Genomic DNA, 15945 nt, shown 5'->3' with positions numbered 1-15945 from the left:
TGGATTTCCAAGGGCCTAGCAAACGTTGTTAATGCAACATTCTTTTGAAATGCGGTACAGTTTAATAGTGCACTTTCTTACGTTGTTGCTTTTTTGTCCCCTGCTTGTTTTTATTATCAAGTCGGCGACGTTGTGAAGCGCGCGTTGGTTTGGTTTTAATGCGCTTTCTTTCTTGTGAGGCGGCAGCTTTAATCAATACTTGTAGACGATTAAGCGCGTCCTCTTTATTTTTTTCTTGCGTTCTAAATTGTTGCGCTTTGATAATGATCACGCCATCTTTAGTTATACGAGTATCAGAAAGCGCGAGAAGTTGCTCTTTATAGAAGTCCGGTAAACTGGAATGTCGAATGTCAAAGCGCAAATGTATGGCAGACGCTACCTTGTTAACGTTCTGCCCCCCATTTCCTTGAGCTCGAATAGGGAATAATTGAATTTCCCATTCTTGAAGTGTGACGGAGTTCGAAATTTTGAGCATGATAACTAAATGCCAGTAAGGACGATTGAAAGAGCTGATAAATTACCATTACAGATGTACAAATAGAAGAAAAGACATGAGCACGATTGATTTTAGGCCGTATGAGGGATTCATATTCGATATGGATGGCACCTTGATTGATACCATGCCTGCTCACTTAGCAGCCTGGCAGGCGACTGCTGATCGATTCGACTTTCCGTTTTCTCAGGAGTGGTTCCACAGTTTAGGAGGCATGCCGAGCTTTAAAATTGTTGAAAAGTTGAATTGCTTACATGAACTGTCTCTGGATCCTAAAACAGTCGCAGAGTTTAAAATGGAGACGTTTGCTGCGATGGAATTACATGGTGATGTCATTCCTTGCACAAACATCGTGTTAAAAGAGTATTTAGGTCATAAAAAAATAGCAGTGGGTACTGGCAGTCAAAGAGAGAGCGCGATGCGTCTACTGAGTCACTCAGAGCTGTTAGACAAACTGGATGCGGTTGTGACCGCTAGTGATGTACAAAACCACAAACCTTTCCCTGATACGTTTTTAATGGCTGCTGAACTGTTAGGCTTGGATGCATCTGATTGTCTTGTTTTTGAAGATACAGATCTCGGTAAACGAGCGGCGCATGCAGCAGGCATGGATTGTGTCATGGTACAAGATAATGAGCTTGTTTTCTGTCCAAAGCCATAACTCTCAACCTGAACATCAAAACGTACTTGTCACGTTGGCTCTGAGCGTAAATTCTCACTTCATTCGTTGAGCTTTAGGAGAGCTATTTCTGTAGTTTACAGATTCACGAAGTGGTGTTTGAATACTAAATCTAAAACAAAGGGGTACCAATGCACCCCTTTACTTTGATTGAATTTACGCAAGCAAATTAAAGATTAAGGTTGAACCAATTCTTCGTATTCGAATGAAGGAACCACAACCTCTACGCGACGGTTCTTCTCGCGACCTTCACGAGTGCTGTTGTCTGCAACAGGGTTTTCTTCACCCATCCCTTTCACAGTCAAACGATCAGCATCAATACCTGCATTAGTTAGGTAATCTGCAACAGATTGAGCACGACGTTCAGATAGTTTTTGGTTATAAGCCGCAGGCCCAGTGCTATCAGTGTAACCGGTGATCTTTACTTGAGCTTGAGGGTATTCATTAAGGAATGAAACAAAGTTATCTAGGCGTTCGGAAACAGCATCAGTCAATTTCGCGCTATCGAATTCAAACGTACCTGTACCGTACTCTTCTTTATGTACTTTGCTCATCATCATTGGTTCTGGCTCTACAACTTCTTCTGTAACCACTGCGGCAACTACTGGTGCAGCAGCGAACTTGTAGTTAAAACCGACACCAAAGAAGTTTGCGTCCATATCGTCCCAGACGTCATCTGACAGGTCTTGGTAACGTTGGTATTCTGCGCGAACACTCCAATTTCTGTCGAGAGTGTATTCAGCACCTAGTGAGCCAGTTGGAACGAAATCTTTTTCGTTATCAGACATCATGTAAGCACCACCGATCTTAGCGAATAAGTTCCAAGAATCGTTTAAGTGCCAGTTGAATTTAGGTGCAAGAGTGAAAGCCGTTAAATTGCCGTCGATTGTATTAACAGTATTAGCCCCTGACTTAAAGTTAGCTTTGTAATCGCCTAAGAAATCAACACCGTACTCTAGTCCGATGATGTCGGTGAAATCATAACCGATGTGCAGTCCAGCACCAAAAGCTTCATCATCACAAGGGCTATTCAGATAACAAGCATCGTCAAGTGTCGTCATGCCTACTTTGCCCCCGATATACATTTCGGCTTGAGCAGAGTTCAAAAGAGCGCTACTACCGGCCACCACTGCTGCTACTGCAATTGCTACTTTGTTCATAATATTTCCTTGTATTGATTGCATATTAACTTCTATTTGGTTTTATCCACAAACGAGACAACCTAGCGTTTATAAGAAACTAGTTTAATATTGGTTTCGTTTGACATCAAGCAACAAAAAATGATATTTCGATACATTTTTTTAACTAAACACCCCCACAAACTTCTGATATTTATTACATTGTAGTAAATGTTTTTAAGGTTATAAGAAAGTTGATGATTATTTTGAGTGGTAAGTGTAATTTTTTTTTTACGATGTGTGTGTAAGTTAACAGGTGGCTTTGGTTTGCATTTTTTTTAAAAAACTGATTGCAACTCCATGGTCGAGCCGATAAGTTACTGAAACGGCAAACAAGAAATGACTGGATCCCTTGTTGCTAGTCTCTTTATGAACAATGTTGTATGAGTATAGTCGGTAAAACTGGGTCCGAAATAACAATTAGGAAGTAGAAGTAATGTTTCAAACTGATGATGTAAGAATAAATAGAGTAAAAGAGTTATTGCCACCCGTTGCAGTCTTAGAGAAGTTTCCAGCGACAGAAACTGCTTCTTCAACGACTTTTGATTGCCGTAACGCTATTCACAACATTTTACAAGGGAAGGATGACCGACTGCTTGTTATTGTGGGTCCTTGCTCAATACATGATCCTGAAGCGGCGGTTAAGTATGGTCAAAAATTAAAAGTATTACGCGATGAACTCGGTGAGCAGCTAGAAGTTGTGATGCGAGTTTATTTCGAGAAACCACGCACGACGGTTGGATGGAAAGGTCTGATTAACGATCCGTATTTAGACGATACTTACAAGCTCAACGATGGTCTACGCATCGGGCGCAAGCTCCTGCTTGATTTAACAGACATGGGCCTGCCTACCGCCAGTGAGTTCCTTGATATGATTACGCCTCAGTATGTGGCGGATCTCATCAGTTGGGGAGCCATTGGAGCACGCACCACAGAATCACAGGTTCACCGTGAATTAGCCTCCGGTTTATCTTGTCCTGTTGGGTTTAAAAATGGCACCGACGGTAATATTAAGATCGCGAGTGATGCTATTCGTTCTGCCAGTGCTTCTCACCACTTTTTATCAGTCACCAAATACGGACACTCTGCTATTGTAGAAACGGCGGGAAATCCTGACTGCCATATCATCCTTCGTGGTGGTACAGAACCAAACTACAGTGCAGCGCATGTTGCTCAAATCAAAGATGAGTTGGATGCAGCTGGTTTACCGAAGAAAGTGATGATCGACTTTAGCCACGCGAACAGTTCAAAGCAATTTAAGCGTCAGATGTTGGTGTCTGACGATGTTTCTGAGCAGATCACTGGTGGGGAAGACGCTATTTTCGGTGTCATGATTGAGTCTCATCTTGTGGAAGGTCGTCAAGATCTTGTTGATGGCAAGGCCGCTACTTATGGTCAATCTATTACTGATGCTTGTCTCGGTTGGGAAGAGACTGAAACGGTATTACGTCAACTTTCTGCAGCGGTAAAAGCACGCCGACATAAATAAGTTTTCTGAAGGCTGAAATTTAAGGAGCCAGAGGCGTACGTCTCTGGCTCTTTTTTATTAGCTCAATAATGATGAGTATCGTACTTCTTTTGCTCATTTCTCATTGTCTGGTTTTCAAATTTAAAAATGTCGACTGAATAAGACTTTTTATCTAACATTTTGTAATAACTCCGATAATAATGTATATATCGTGCCAAAATTAATAAGAATATAGAAGTTTTGTTTATGTCCGCCAATCTTTCTCATACAGCTCAAGAAACTCTCGTAGGAGATACTGAAGAACTTGTTTCAACCACCAACTTAAAAGGTGTGATCATATACTGTAATGACGCGTTTTGTCGTATTGCGGAGTATACACACCAAGAACTCGTTGGTCAGAATCACAACATTGTTCGCCATAGCGACATGCCTAAAGCCGCCTTTGGTGATATGTGGGCTCGCCTCAAAGAAGGTAAACCGTGGCGTGGGATAGTAAAAAATGCGACTAAGTCAGGCGGTTATTATTGGGTGGATGCCTATGTAACGCCAATTTATGAAAATAAGCAGGTCGTTGGCTATCAATCTGTGCGTGTGAAGCCTAAGCGCGAATGGGTTGATATCGCAACCAATGCGTACAAGAGTATGCAAGTAGCAGAGAAGTCAGGTCGTACTTGGTCGCTGAAAATTAACGAAACGGTTCGTTACGCGATTCTTCTTGGCGCATTAACCGCACCTGCGCTTGCGTACGTGTTGTCTGTTGAAGGACCACTTGCTTGGCTTGCAAGTGCCCTGCCTGCTGGTGTGTTAGCATTGCTTTTCCGTCAAGAGCTTATTGATACACCTCAACAACTTAAAAAACTGCAAAAGCAATATGATAGTGTGAGCCGTTTGATCTATTCAGGGAATACCGCTTTTTCGATTGCCGATTTTCATGTCAAAATGCTGTCGGCAAGAATTCGAACCGTATTAGGGCGCATGACTGATTCTGCGTTGCCGCTACAACATTGCGCAGAAGAATTGAATCAAACCACGAAAGAAGTCTCGGCGGCACTGAATCAACAAAATACTGATATTCATCATGTGCGTGACGCGACTCAAGCAGTAGAACTCTCAGCAAATTCGGTTTCTTCCAGTACCAATGATGCGAATTTGTTGATTGATGACACTTTGCAGTCATGCTTAATGGCGAAAGAGAGTATTGATCAAACGCATGCCAATCTGTCACAACTCAGCCTTCAAGCAGAAAAAGCGACGGAAACGACATATCAACTCAGCGATCAGGCTCAAAGAGTAAATCAACTGATGGAAGAGATTGGTGGGATTGCTGAACAAACAAACTTACTGGCACTTAATGCAGCAATTGAAGCTGCACGGGCAGGTGAGCAAGGACGTGGTTTTGCCGTTGTTGCTGATGAAGTAAGAGCACTTTCCGGGCGTACCTCGAATGCGACGGAACAAATTCAAACGTCTATTTCTGCCATGTTATCGACGATTGTAGGTTGGCAAAAAGACATTCTAGCTAACAAGGAGCAGACCGACTCATGCTCTCAAGTTGCAGAGCGAAGTGCACAGCGTTTGTCTGAAGTCGAGCAGATGATGCAAACCATGAGTGGTTTGATGGGCGATGTTGCAGAAGCGGCGAATAATCAGCTTACGCTATCGAGTGACGTGAACCAGCACATTCATTCGATTGCTTCTACAGCGGAGCAAAACTTAGCAGCGACTCACTCTGTTGAGCAAACTAGCCACCAGTTGAAAGAGCAGGTACAGGACTTCTATCAACTGGCGATTCGATTTGAAGATAAGCAATCGTAACAGCAACGTTGATTTTCTGAGTGTTGGTTGAATTTACTCACATTCATATAAAAACACTAAAAAGTTTCAGGGCGGTTTTTCGGGGAGAAAACCGCTTTATCTTCAAAAAAAAACGCCTCACCATACTCATCTTGTTTTATTAGATTGATCTTGTTACTTACTTTTTTAAGTGTGTATACGGTGCCACTCATGTAAAGGGGGAAATCAACAGAGAAAAATCACGAGGTATGTCAGTTATCCTAAACTGCAGACCAAATCTACTCTCATGCATGCCTTAACGTTTTTCGTCCTTAATCGCTATCCTAAACTTCTCTCTTGCTATACTTATTTGAATTTCAAGCGATTCTAACTCACATCATTCTTGGCATGATCCTGAGGGAAGTTATGTATAAAAGGTCAGTTGTTCTACTTTGTTTGTTTTGCTCCTCACTCTCTTACGCCGAGAATGCGTTCGAAATTGTGCAAAAATCTGATCAAGCGATGCGCGGAAACTCCAGTTATAGTGAAGCTACGATGGATATTGTTCGTCCTGATTGGACGCGCTCCATGACAATGAAGAGTTGGACCAAAGGCACGGAGTTATCATTGGTACTCGTTACCGCGCCAGCAAAAGACAAAGGCAGTGCCTCTTTGAAGCGTCATAGAGAAATGTGGAACTGGGTGCCGAGCATCGAGCGAGTGATTAAAATTGCCCCATCCATGCTCAGCCAATCGTGGATGGGCTCTGACTTTACTAATGATGATCTGATTAATCAGTCCTCTATTGTTGTCGACTATCAACATCAGCTAATTGATAGCGATACCTTCGATAACGATAAGGTCTGGATAATTGATGCGTTTGCTAAGCCTGAGGCTCCCGTGGTTTGGAGTAAAGTCAGGTTGTGGATCTCTCAGTCGAACTATTTGCAACGTAAAGTGGAATTTTACGATGAATTTGACGAGTTAGTGAATGTTTTGACCACTTACGAGGTTAAAGAGTTGGGCGGTAGAAAAGTGGCGACTCGAATGGAAATGCAGCCGCTGGATGAGCCGGGTAATAAAACGGTTTTGACCACACATCAGGCGCAATTTGACTTTGATATCGGCGCTGACTTTTTCTCTCAGCAACAAATGAAGTCGTTGCGAGATTAGGGTTATTTCAGTTTAAATAAGAGGTGAGAATCGGATGCTCATCAAACTTGCATGGCGAAATTTATGGCGGCAAAAACGGCGGACGCTACTTACCGCTTCTGCGCTAGCGCTTGTGCTGTTTCTTTCTTTACTTACTCGTGCTTTCCAAGAAGGAAGCTATTCCTCAAATATTAAAAATGCCGCGAAGTTCTACACTGGGTTGATCCAGTTGCAACATCCAGAATTTAGTGATTCTTCGAGCATTGATGATGTCTTGCCGTACACGAAAACATTTATTTCAGCCGCAATACAAAATCCGAACATTAACCTTGTACTGCCACGAATTGAGTCCTTTGCACTTGCTGCCAAGGATGAGCGCTCCAAAGGCGTTATGGTTTTAGGGGTTGAGCCTGCAGCTGAGGATGATTATTCCAGTATCAGCGACAAAATTGTGCAAGGGCAGTTTATTTCATCAGGGCAAAATTCAGTACTTGTTGGTGAGGGGCTGGCAAACTATCTTCATTTGAAGGTTGGCGATGAACTGGTGTTGTATGGTTCTGGCTATCGTGGTCAAACGGCCGCCGGACTGTACCAGATTTCAGGTATTCTGCACTTTCCGTTGCAACAGTTAGATTCTCAACTCGTCTACATGCCTCTCGATTCGGCACAAACTCTTTATTCTCTTGAGAAGCAAGTCACTGCTTGGGTGCTTCATTCTCGCAGTTTGCGTGAATTACCTGAGGTTGTCGAAGAGTTGAAGCGCGAATATAGCAGTGATGTCGCGGTCAAGAGTTGGCAAGAGTTGTCGCCAGAGCTTTCACAACAAATCGCCTTAGATAAGGCCGGTGGAATTTTTTTAATCTATATCTTGTACGGTATTGTCGGGTTTGGCTTGTTTGCAACGTTTGTGATGACAACATTGGAGCGGCAGCGGGAATTTGCCGTGATGCTCGCCACCGGTATGTTGCGCAGTAAATTGATAGGGTTGGTAACGATTGAGTCGCTGTTTATATCTGTGATAGGTCTGATACTTGGTATCTTTATCAGTGCGCCAGTGCTTGCGTATTTCTACTTCAACCCTATTGAGATTACTGGAGAAGCTGCTCAGGTGATGTTGGAGAGTGGTTTTGAGTCGGTCGTCCCTGTTTCAGTTGAGCCGTATCTGTTGATAGATCAAATTATAGTAGTGCTGATTATTTTGTCGTTGTGCCTTGTATATCCAGTGGTTCGCCTTCTTCGTTTGCCTATTGCAAGTGGGCTGAAAGGGGGGCGCGCATGTTGATTAAATTGGCTTGGCGTAATCTGTGGCGAAATAAACTCAGGACATCCATCATGTTAGGCGCAATGGTATTTGGCTTAATGGGAGTTGTCGCCATGATTGGTTTTATGAACGGTTTGGTAGACAGCATGACCAAAAATGCCATTGCTTGGCAAACCAGCCACTTACAAATTCATCAGCAATCCTATCTTATCAACCCTGATCTCAACGATACGATAACTGGGTATCAAGCCATAGTAGCGGCTTTGACTGCTCAGCAAGGTGTAAAAGCGGTGTCGGCACGTTTTCTTGTCGAGGGGATGATTGCTTCTGCTCGTAGTACGCGGGGGATCCGGATCAACGGTATCAGTATTGAGCAAGAACAAAAAATCACGCCACTGAAAGAACATATTGTAGTAGGGCAATGGTTGGATAAAGAGGGTAAAAATCCCATTCTTGTTTCCCAAAAAACCGCAAACCGATTGAAACTACGCGTTGGATCGAAAGTTATTCTGACGTTATCTGATATCAATGGTGATGTCGCGGGCGCGGCTTTCCGTATTCGAGGTATCTTCAAAACGCCATCCACGACCTTTGATGATGGCAATGTCTATGTTCGCAAGATGGATCTTGAAAAAGTCGCGGGTTTAATGGGGGCGCATGAGATTGCAATTTTATTGGATTCCAATGACAGCGCAGTGCTAGAGCTGACTGAAGCGTTTACGTTATCAATATTGACAGAAAATAATCAGGCACGATTGGCGGTGAGAAAATGGTTAGAAATACAGCCTCTACTTGCCACTATGATGAGTTCAATGGATATCTCCAATCAAGTCATGCTCGTTGTCTTTGTGTTGGCCATGACGCTGGGGATTATCAATATTATGTTGATGTCGGTATTTGAAAGAACCAGAGAGTTTGGTGTGTTAATGGCCGTTGGGATGCAGCAGCACAAAATCCGCATACTGATTATTTTAGAGACTCTGTTTCTTGGTTTGAGTGGCTGTACGTTGGGGCTGGTAGGAAGCGCCGCCATGTTGAAAATATTGAGTATAACTGGTTTATCTCTTAGTGGATTAGCGGATGGCTTGGGAGCGTATGGCGTTGATACATTACTTTATCCGAGGGTTTCGTTTTATGAGTATCAAATGATTATTGTGGCCATTTTTGTTGCAAGCTTATTCGCAGCGTTGTACCCAGCAAGACAAATTCTAAAGCACCGACCGGTGGATGCCATGGCGGAGAAAACGTAATGACGATCAAATTGGAGCGCTTAACCAAGACTTACAACCCAAACAGTGATTTCCCAGTGCACGCGGTTCAAAACGTAGACTTGGAGATCAAACAAGGCGAGTTTGTGGCAATTATGGGGCCATCTGGGTCAGGAAAAACGACGCTGTTAAACATGCTGGGTGGTATTGATGCACCAACATCAGGTCGAGTTGAAATCGATGGTTGTTTAATTTCAAGTATGTCGGAAAAGGAGTTGATAGCTTATCGGCGAGATAATATCGGCTTTATCTTTCAAGATTACAGTCTGCTACCAGTACTGACCGCGATCGAAAATGTCGAATTTGTGATGCAGTTACAAGGTAAAACGGAAAGAGAGTGTCGTGAACGAGCTACCGCTTTACTGCAACAGGTTGGGTTATCGGCGCAGATGCATAAACGTCCAAGTAAAATGTCAGGTGGTCAACAACAACGAGTAGCGGTCGCGAGAGCGCTGGCTCCCAAACCTCGGTTTGTGATGGCGGATGAGCCAACGGCAAACTTAGATGCTAAAAGCACCGCAGAGCTTCTCAATATCATGGAGCAACTCAGTGAGCAGGAGGGCACGACATTTATCTTCTCTACTCATGATCCCAGAGTGATTAAGCGTGCACATCGGATCATTGTGTTTGAAGACGGGCGCCTTGCCAGAGATTTTACCAATATCGATAACAGAGCAGAGAAGAGCCATGCGTGGTAAGGGAGAGAGCATCGTCACGTCATTTCAGCTTTGGCTGTTTATGTCAGCGTTATCCCTTGCCGCATGGAGTTTTCAATCTCGTGCTAACGTTCCTGGGTTAGAGCCTAAAAGGGCTTGGGATATCGATGGGTATGTAAAGTATATGGCCACGTACAGTCTTCTGGAAGAGCAGGTGAATACACTCGATCACTTAGTCCACAATCGTATTAATGTTGAATATCGTTTTTCGCCAGATTGGCGTATCAACCTCGGCATGAGAAACAGAGCATTATGGGGCGACGCGCTTGACATCCCACTATACGCTGATTTGGTGGCGCTGGATAATGGTTATTTTGACCTAAGTAAAAATTGGCGAGAGGGTAATGTAATCCTGAACTCTCAATTAGATAGATTGTATGTTTCTTGGGGTAACCAAGATAGAAGTGTAAAGCTAGGACGGTTTCGGGTTAATTGGTCGATGAATACGATTTGGAATCCTAACGACATTTACAACGCCTACTCTATTTATGATTTTGACTATGAAGAGCGAGCGGGCACAGACGCGGTGATGCTCAGCAAAAAGCTTGGATTCGCCGAGGGGTTAGATTTGACCTTCTCTCCCTCAAAGCGAGATCGACAAAACACTGTGGCGCTGCGTTATTTCGCTAATGCCTCTGGTTGGGACTATCAAGTCATTGCGGGGCGCGCTCGGCAAGATTATGTGCTGGGCGTTGGATTCGCGACAGATGTCTATCAAGCGGGCTTTCGTGGTGAGCTGAGCTGGTTTGATCCTATTGAGGTGTTATATCAAGGTCAACCAACTAAGCAAGCCACCGTCGCCAGCTTAGACCTCGATTATAGCTTTGGTGGCGCACGCAGTTGGATGACAAGAGGTGCTTGGTTGTTTATTTCGGAGCCCCAGCAAGCAAACAATGCACTTTCTTATCTGAGCTTACCCCTTACTGCAAAAACGTTGAGCTTTACCGAGCATACTGTGTATGCCGATGTCAGTTTCGATTTAACCGCGCTTAACCGCATCACACTATCAACAAGCTATTACGATGATGGATCTTACTTTGCGGGGTTATCCAGTAATTATTCGCTTGCTAATAACTGGCAGCTGTTAACGGTAGCTCAAAGCTTTAACGGTGCTAGTAACAGCTTGTTTGGTGAAACGCCGGCAATCTTGGTGTTTGCCAATGTTCGGTATAGCTTTTAAATGCGCGACTCATTGAGCAGTTATTTTTAAGGTGTGTTATTAATAACAAACAATGTTTCGTTTGACGTTGCTTCTTTATCCATATAATTCATGGAGTTAATATGCATAAGCGTCGTTATGTGAAAGGGTCATTTAAATGCGTGAGGGCTTACTTATTATACTTCCTGTCTAATCTAATTGCTCATAGAGTTTAGTTATCAACGTTATAGTTAAAACCGAATTTCCTTTCTTCGTGCTCAGATCTATTATGATCCCATCAGCAGCAGATACTGCAAAATGATTTTTAAATGTTATTTAACTAGGAGCCAGATTATGAGTAAACAAGTCAGCCTAATCGGTCTTGATCGTCAACAATCCGAACAACTCGCTCAACAACTGAATCAGCTACTAGCGCATTACCAAGTATTGTATATGAATACTCGCGGTTATCATTGGAACATCAAAGGTCATCAATTCTTCGAATTACATGTCAAATTTGAAGAAATTTATACAGACCTACAAACCAAAATTGATGAGCTTGCTGAGCGTATTCTCACTTTGGGTTACACCCCATCGCACGCGTTCAGTCACTACTTGGAATCAAGCGAAATTAAAGAGCATCAAAACGCAACTTCCGGTGGGGAATGTGTCAGAGGCCTAGTCGACGGCTTTAGCGTTTTGCTGCTTAAACAACGAGAAATTTTACAAAACGCAGGTGATGCAGGTGATGAAGGTACGTCAGCATTGATGGGTGATTACATCCGTGAACAAGAGAAACTAATGTGGATGCTTAACGCTTACCTTCAAGGTTAATGACGAGCACAGATAAAACCTTCGGGAAATAAGCCAAAGGAGCACTCAGGTGCTCCTTTTTTGTTGATGTTCTTTACCGATTCAGTTGGAAGTGTGTTGCATAGATTGAAAATGGACTAATAAATCGCTCAATTCTTTTACGGCGAGAGAGGCTGAGTGGTGAAACTGCTTGGTGGTATCATGATGAATAAGGCAGGAGGGCATATGAGCGTTATAGGCGGCTTGTAAATCGTAGAGATAATCACCTACATATAACATCTCATCTGACATCAATCGCCACTCTTTGGCTAGCATTTGTAGTGATAATGGGTCAGGTTTTGGAGGGTAGCATTCGCGGGTCAACACTCGCTCAATGTTAATTTGGTTGTGTTTTAACTTTTGTTGGGTCGCAATGAGGCAATTGCGTGTCACAATGGCCGTCCTAACCTGATGTTCGTTCAGGTAAGCCAGTAATTCGTGACAACCAATCATTGGCGAAGATTGCTCTGCATCGGATATTTCATGGTTGGAAATCACGTTGTGCGCATGTTCTTTATGGTGTGGGTGGTCAATTCTCTCCACAAAATCCAATAAGTCCTCCGTTTGCGGACAGCCAAGTTGCCGGCGAAGATCTCTAAAGTTCATCTCCGAACTGACTAAGGTATTGTCTAAGTCGAAAATAACGGCTTTGACTCTTTCAAGTTTTAATGGAAAAGGAACCATGGTGACCTCATACAACTTAAGCCAAACTATCTTATTAAAAACAAAAGGGTTATTACTAATCTTAGATTCTGCTGATTTACTTGCACGAAATAAATCACAGGTGCGTCACAAGTTGGATAGATTTAATAACTTGTTGGTTTGGTTATTGGTTACCTTTGTTCGAGGCGGAAAATCTTGCCACTATCGGTAGAAAAGTAGATGTCGCCCTCTGGGCTGGTGGTGATATCTCTTACTCGCTCACCAAGACTCTCCATCAAACGATCCGATTCTATCAGTTTACCGTTATCAAACGACACGACATTAATATGGGTTAATTTCAGTGCACCGACCAATATTTTTCCGTTCAATTCTGGGTACTTGTTACCGCGATACAAAATCATATTACTTGGCGCGATGGATGGAATGTAAACCAGCTTAGGATCTTCCATTCCTGGCAGCGATTTGGCATCACCCACATCCAATGGCCCCCAGTATTCTTTACCTTGAGAGACTTTGGCCCAACCGTAATTTTCTCCCTTCTTGATGAGGTTGATCTCGTCACCACCTCGTGGACCGTGCTCAGTTGACCATAGCCGTTTAGTTTTTTCGTCGTAAAACAAACCTTGTGGGTTTCTATGGCCGTAGCTCCAGATCTCCGGCTTTGCCGTAGAGGATTTAAAAGGGTTATCTTGCGGCACAGAGCCATCGAGATTTAAGCGTAGAATGCTGCCTGCATGAGTGTGAGTATTTTGTCCGTTATCGCGCTCACCACGGTCACCAATGGAGAAGTAAACTTTGCCATTAGCAAACGCAATACGACTGCCAAAGTGTCTACCAGTGTCCGAAATCGCATCTGCCACAAACAGATCTTTCCAACTGACCAAGTCACTGTTTTTGAGCTTGGCGGTGGCTAAAGCGACCGTGTTTCCTTGGTTGGTGCGTTTACTGTAAGTGAAGAACAGTTGTGGGTTCTGCTTATTGGTGTTCGGAGCAACCGCAACATCGAGTAATCCTGCTTGGCCTCTGGTGTTCACGTCCGGTGCTTTAAAAAGAGTTTGGCGTTTTCCAGAGGTGATAGTGAGTAGTAACACCGTGCCGTTTTTTTCATTCACGATGACCCGTTGTTCATCTATGAACTCAATCCCCCAAGGGATCTGAAACCCATTGGCGATTTCATTGGCACGGTATTTGGCAGCGTGGACAGAAAGGGATAGACAAACGAGTAGGGTAGCAGCAACAATTCTCATGGTTCCTTCCAATTTGAAATGTGTTTATGTTTAAAATTTAACACGAAACGATGTACTTGGCAGGGGGGAGTTGTGTATGAATGTAAAAATCCCCACTAATAATTTAATTATCAATGGGGATGAGAAGATAGTTTATAAGTTAACTACCTGTAATTAGGCTATTTCGATGAGCTTAGACACTAACTTTTCGATACCTGAAGCGGCTTGAGAAACATTCTCGGCTAACATGTAAGCGGGCGTTGAAAGAACGTTGTGTTTTTCATCAAACACAACTTCTTCGACGGAGCAGGCGATGTGTTCACCCCCCATCTGATTAAATGCCACTGAGACTGTCTCATCATTTCCGATTGTTCCTTTTACGCCTTGCCCATAAATCATTGGGATAATGATGGGAGAGATACATAGGTAACCCGCAGGTTTTTTGACACGGGCGAATGCGCGGCAAGCTTGAGCAACATGAGTATTGATCGAGCATTCAGCGCCCGATACTGCAAAATCGGTGAGATTTTTGGCCGCACCGAAGCCCCCAGGTAACAATAGTGCATCAAACTCTTCAGGATTAAGCCTAGCGACATCGTCAATATTTCCACGAGCAAGGCGGGCAGATTCCACTAACACATTTCGTGTTTCATCCATCTCTTTACCCGTTAGGTGGTTTATCACGTGTAACTGTTCGATGTTAGGAGCAAAGCACTGCCAAGATGCGCCTGCTTTTTCAATAGCATGAAGTGCTAATACGGCTTCATGTAGCTCTGTGCCATCGTAAACACCTGAACCACTGAAGATCACTGCGACTTTTTTCATTTGAGGACTCCTTTAGTCTGAGGTTTCCGTTTGTTGCTCTGTTGCATTTAGAAATTGAGAACTGGTATTAGTTTCGATGATTCCACCATCGTCGTCTTCTTCTTCATCATAGTAGCGCACAACAAAGGGTGTCAGCATAACACTTGAGGCAGAAAATGTTTCATGTCGATTCCGAACGTTTTATGGAGTGATTTTTATACCGATTTTTATACAACACGATGTTGAAGCTTAACATTTTTGAGTTAAGCTGACGTTTCCTTTGGCATTTATGGTAGTAGGTCACATGAAATCAGTGCAATTTCGTTTCACTCTTTATGGTTGTATTGCCATCCTCTCTTGGAGCTGCTTGTTAGGCATCGCGAGGTTGGTCACTGAAAGTCTAGGGCCTGTAGGTGGGGCGGCTATGTTGTATTCTCTTAGCTCTGCATTTCTTCTTATCGTTGTTGGTATTCCGAAGCTGTCTTACTTCTCTCCAAAGTATCTCGTCATTGGTGGAGCGATGTTCGTCTGCTATGAGATATTCCTCGCTTTGGCGTTGGGGTACTCGAATTCGCGCGCGCAAGCTATCGAAGTCTCTATTGTTAACTATCTTTGGCCTGCTCTGACCGTGCTATTTGCTGTGTTAGGCAGCAATAAAAAACCGAACTGGTTACTTTATCCTGCTATCACGCTGGCGTTTGTCGGGGTAGCTTGGACGGTAAGTGGTGATAACGGCCTATCGGTGACACAAATTATATCTAATGTGAGTGGTAATCCGTTGGTGTACTTTATGGCGTTTACGGGCGCGGTGATTTGGGCTGTTTATTGCAATTTGACTCAGCGACAACAGTCTAAACATAATGCGATTACGTTGTTTTTCATTGCAACCGCTGTTTCGCTTTGGGTGAAGTTCGCATTTACTGATGAACCTACCATGACCTTTTCTTGGGCAGCGATGGGCTATTTATTTGCTTCTGCGGCGTTGATGGCGTGCGGTTATGGTTTGTGGAATATTGCTATTGTTGGAGGAAACATGGTCTTTCTGGCGACGCTTTCTTACTTTACGCCAATTTTTTCTGCTTTGTTCTCGTCCATTATCCTAGGGGTCACATTAAGTCAAAGCTTTTGGCAGGGAGTTGTAATGGTCACGGTGGGCTCGCTGCTTTGTTGGGTCGTCACCAAAGAGAAGCGCGAAGCAGCAGGTTAGATAGGCGTTACTGTAGGATGCCTAGCTTATAGAAAATGTAAAAAAAGCTCCTCGATGGGAGCTTTTC

The 15945-nt window shown here is 43.5% G+C and carries 15 protein-coding genes; 10 read left to right on the top strand and 5 right to left on the bottom strand.

The window, feature by feature from the left end; genetic code table 11:
- Positions 1 to 61: 61 nt before the first annotated feature.
- Positions 62 to 475: an alternative ribosome rescue aminoacyl-tRNA hydrolase ArfB gene (gene arfB / locus AC3D28_RS16310; protein ID WP_098414220.1), complete on the bottom strand. Its 414-nt coding sequence runs from the start codon at positions 473 to 475 to the stop codon at positions 62 to 64.
- 76 nt (positions 476 to 551) lie between these two features.
- Between arfB and AC3D28_RS16305 the strand changes: the two genes are divergently transcribed.
- Complete coding sequence (locus AC3D28_RS16305; protein ID WP_488536702.1) at positions 552 to 1154, top strand: beta-phosphoglucomutase family hydrolase; 603 nt, start codon at positions 552 to 554, stop codon at positions 1152 to 1154.
- Positions 1155 to 1348: 194 nt separating this feature from the next.
- On the opposite strand, the gene AC3D28_RS16300 is transcribed toward AC3D28_RS16305, so the two are convergent.
- Positions 1349 to 2332: an OmpA family protein gene (locus AC3D28_RS16300; RefSeq protein ID WP_488536701.1), complete on the bottom strand. Its 984-nt coding sequence runs from the start codon at positions 2330 to 2332 to the stop codon at positions 1349 to 1351.
- A gap of 454 nt (positions 2333 to 2786) precedes the next feature.
- On the opposite strand from AC3D28_RS16300, the gene aroG reads away from it, so the two are divergent.
- From aroG to AC3D28_RS16260, 8 genes are all read left to right on the top strand, one after another.
- Positions 2787 to 3839, top strand: a complete 1053-nt coding sequence (gene aroG / locus AC3D28_RS16295; RefSeq protein ID WP_488536700.1) for a 3-deoxy-7-phosphoheptulonate synthase AroG — start codon at positions 2787 to 2789, stop codon at positions 3837 to 3839.
- Between the two features lie 225 nt (positions 3840 to 4064).
- On the top strand, positions 4065 to 5633 hold the full coding sequence (locus AC3D28_RS16290; protein WP_488536699.1) for a methyl-accepting chemotaxis protein: 1569 nt from the start codon (positions 4065 to 4067) through the stop codon (positions 5631 to 5633).
- Between the two features lie 384 nt (positions 5634 to 6017).
- Positions 6018 to 6764: an outer membrane lipoprotein-sorting protein gene (locus tag AC3D28_RS16285; protein ID WP_488536698.1), complete on the top strand. Its 747-nt coding sequence runs from the start codon at positions 6018 to 6020 to the stop codon at positions 6762 to 6764.
- A 34-nt stretch (positions 6765 to 6798) separates the two neighbouring features.
- A complete protein-coding gene (locus AC3D28_RS16280; RefSeq protein WP_488536697.1) occupies positions 6799 to 8025 on the top strand; it encodes an ABC transporter permease in 1227 nt (408 codons plus the stop codon).
- Positions 8019 to 9254, top strand: a complete 1236-nt coding sequence (locus AC3D28_RS16275; RefSeq protein ID WP_488536696.1) for an ABC transporter permease — start codon at positions 8019 to 8021, stop codon at positions 9252 to 9254. Before AC3D28_RS16280 ends, AC3D28_RS16275 begins: the two co-directional genes overlap by 7 nt.
- Complete coding sequence (locus tag AC3D28_RS16270) at positions 9254 to 9970, top strand: ABC transporter ATP-binding protein (RefSeq protein WP_488536695.1); 717 nt, start codon at positions 9254 to 9256, stop codon at positions 9968 to 9970. Before AC3D28_RS16275 ends, AC3D28_RS16270 begins: the two co-directional genes overlap by 1 nt.
- Positions 9960 to 11168, top strand: a complete 1209-nt coding sequence (locus AC3D28_RS16265; RefSeq protein WP_488536694.1) for a hypothetical protein — start codon at positions 9960 to 9962, stop codon at positions 11166 to 11168. The genes AC3D28_RS16270 and AC3D28_RS16265 overlap by 11 nt, the downstream gene beginning before the upstream one ends.
- A 312-nt stretch (positions 11169 to 11480) precedes the next feature.
- Complete coding sequence (locus AC3D28_RS16260) at positions 11481 to 11960, top strand: Dps family protein (RefSeq protein WP_098414210.1); 480 nt, start codon at positions 11481 to 11483, stop codon at positions 11958 to 11960.
- Between the two features lie 81 nt (positions 11961 to 12041).
- On the opposite strand, the gene AC3D28_RS16255 is transcribed toward AC3D28_RS16260, so the two are convergent.
- The 3 genes from AC3D28_RS16255 to elbB form a co-directional block, all read right to left on the bottom strand.
- The gene (locus AC3D28_RS16255; protein WP_488536693.1) at positions 12042 to 12662 is read right to left on the bottom strand and encodes an HAD family hydrolase; all 621 of its coding nucleotides are present in this window, start codon (positions 12660 to 12662) and stop codon (positions 12042 to 12044) included.
- Positions 12663 to 12811: 149 nt separating this feature from the next.
- Positions 12812 to 13888, bottom strand: coding sequence for a PQQ-dependent sugar dehydrogenase (locus AC3D28_RS16250; RefSeq protein ID WP_488536692.1), 1077 nt, complete (start codon positions 13886 to 13888; stop codon positions 12812 to 12814).
- 153 nt (positions 13889 to 14041) lie between these two features.
- A complete protein-coding gene (gene elbB / locus AC3D28_RS16245) occupies positions 14042 to 14692 on the bottom strand; it encodes an isoprenoid biosynthesis glyoxalase ElbB (protein ID WP_488536691.1) in 651 nt (216 codons plus the stop codon).
- Between the two features lie 283 nt (positions 14693 to 14975).
- On the opposite strand from elbB, the gene yddG reads away from it, so the two are divergent.
- On the top strand, positions 14976 to 15878 hold the full coding sequence (gene yddG / locus AC3D28_RS16240; protein ID WP_488536690.1) for an aromatic amino acid DMT transporter YddG: 903 nt from the start codon (positions 14976 to 14978) through the stop codon (positions 15876 to 15878).
- Positions 15879 to 15945 lie beyond the last annotated feature (67 nt).

It is taken from the genome of Vibrio sp. TAP-3B (genome assembly GCF_057784735.1).
The sequence above is the reverse complement of the archived record's forward strand: the minus strand, read 5'-3'. Positions and strand labels throughout refer to the sequence as shown.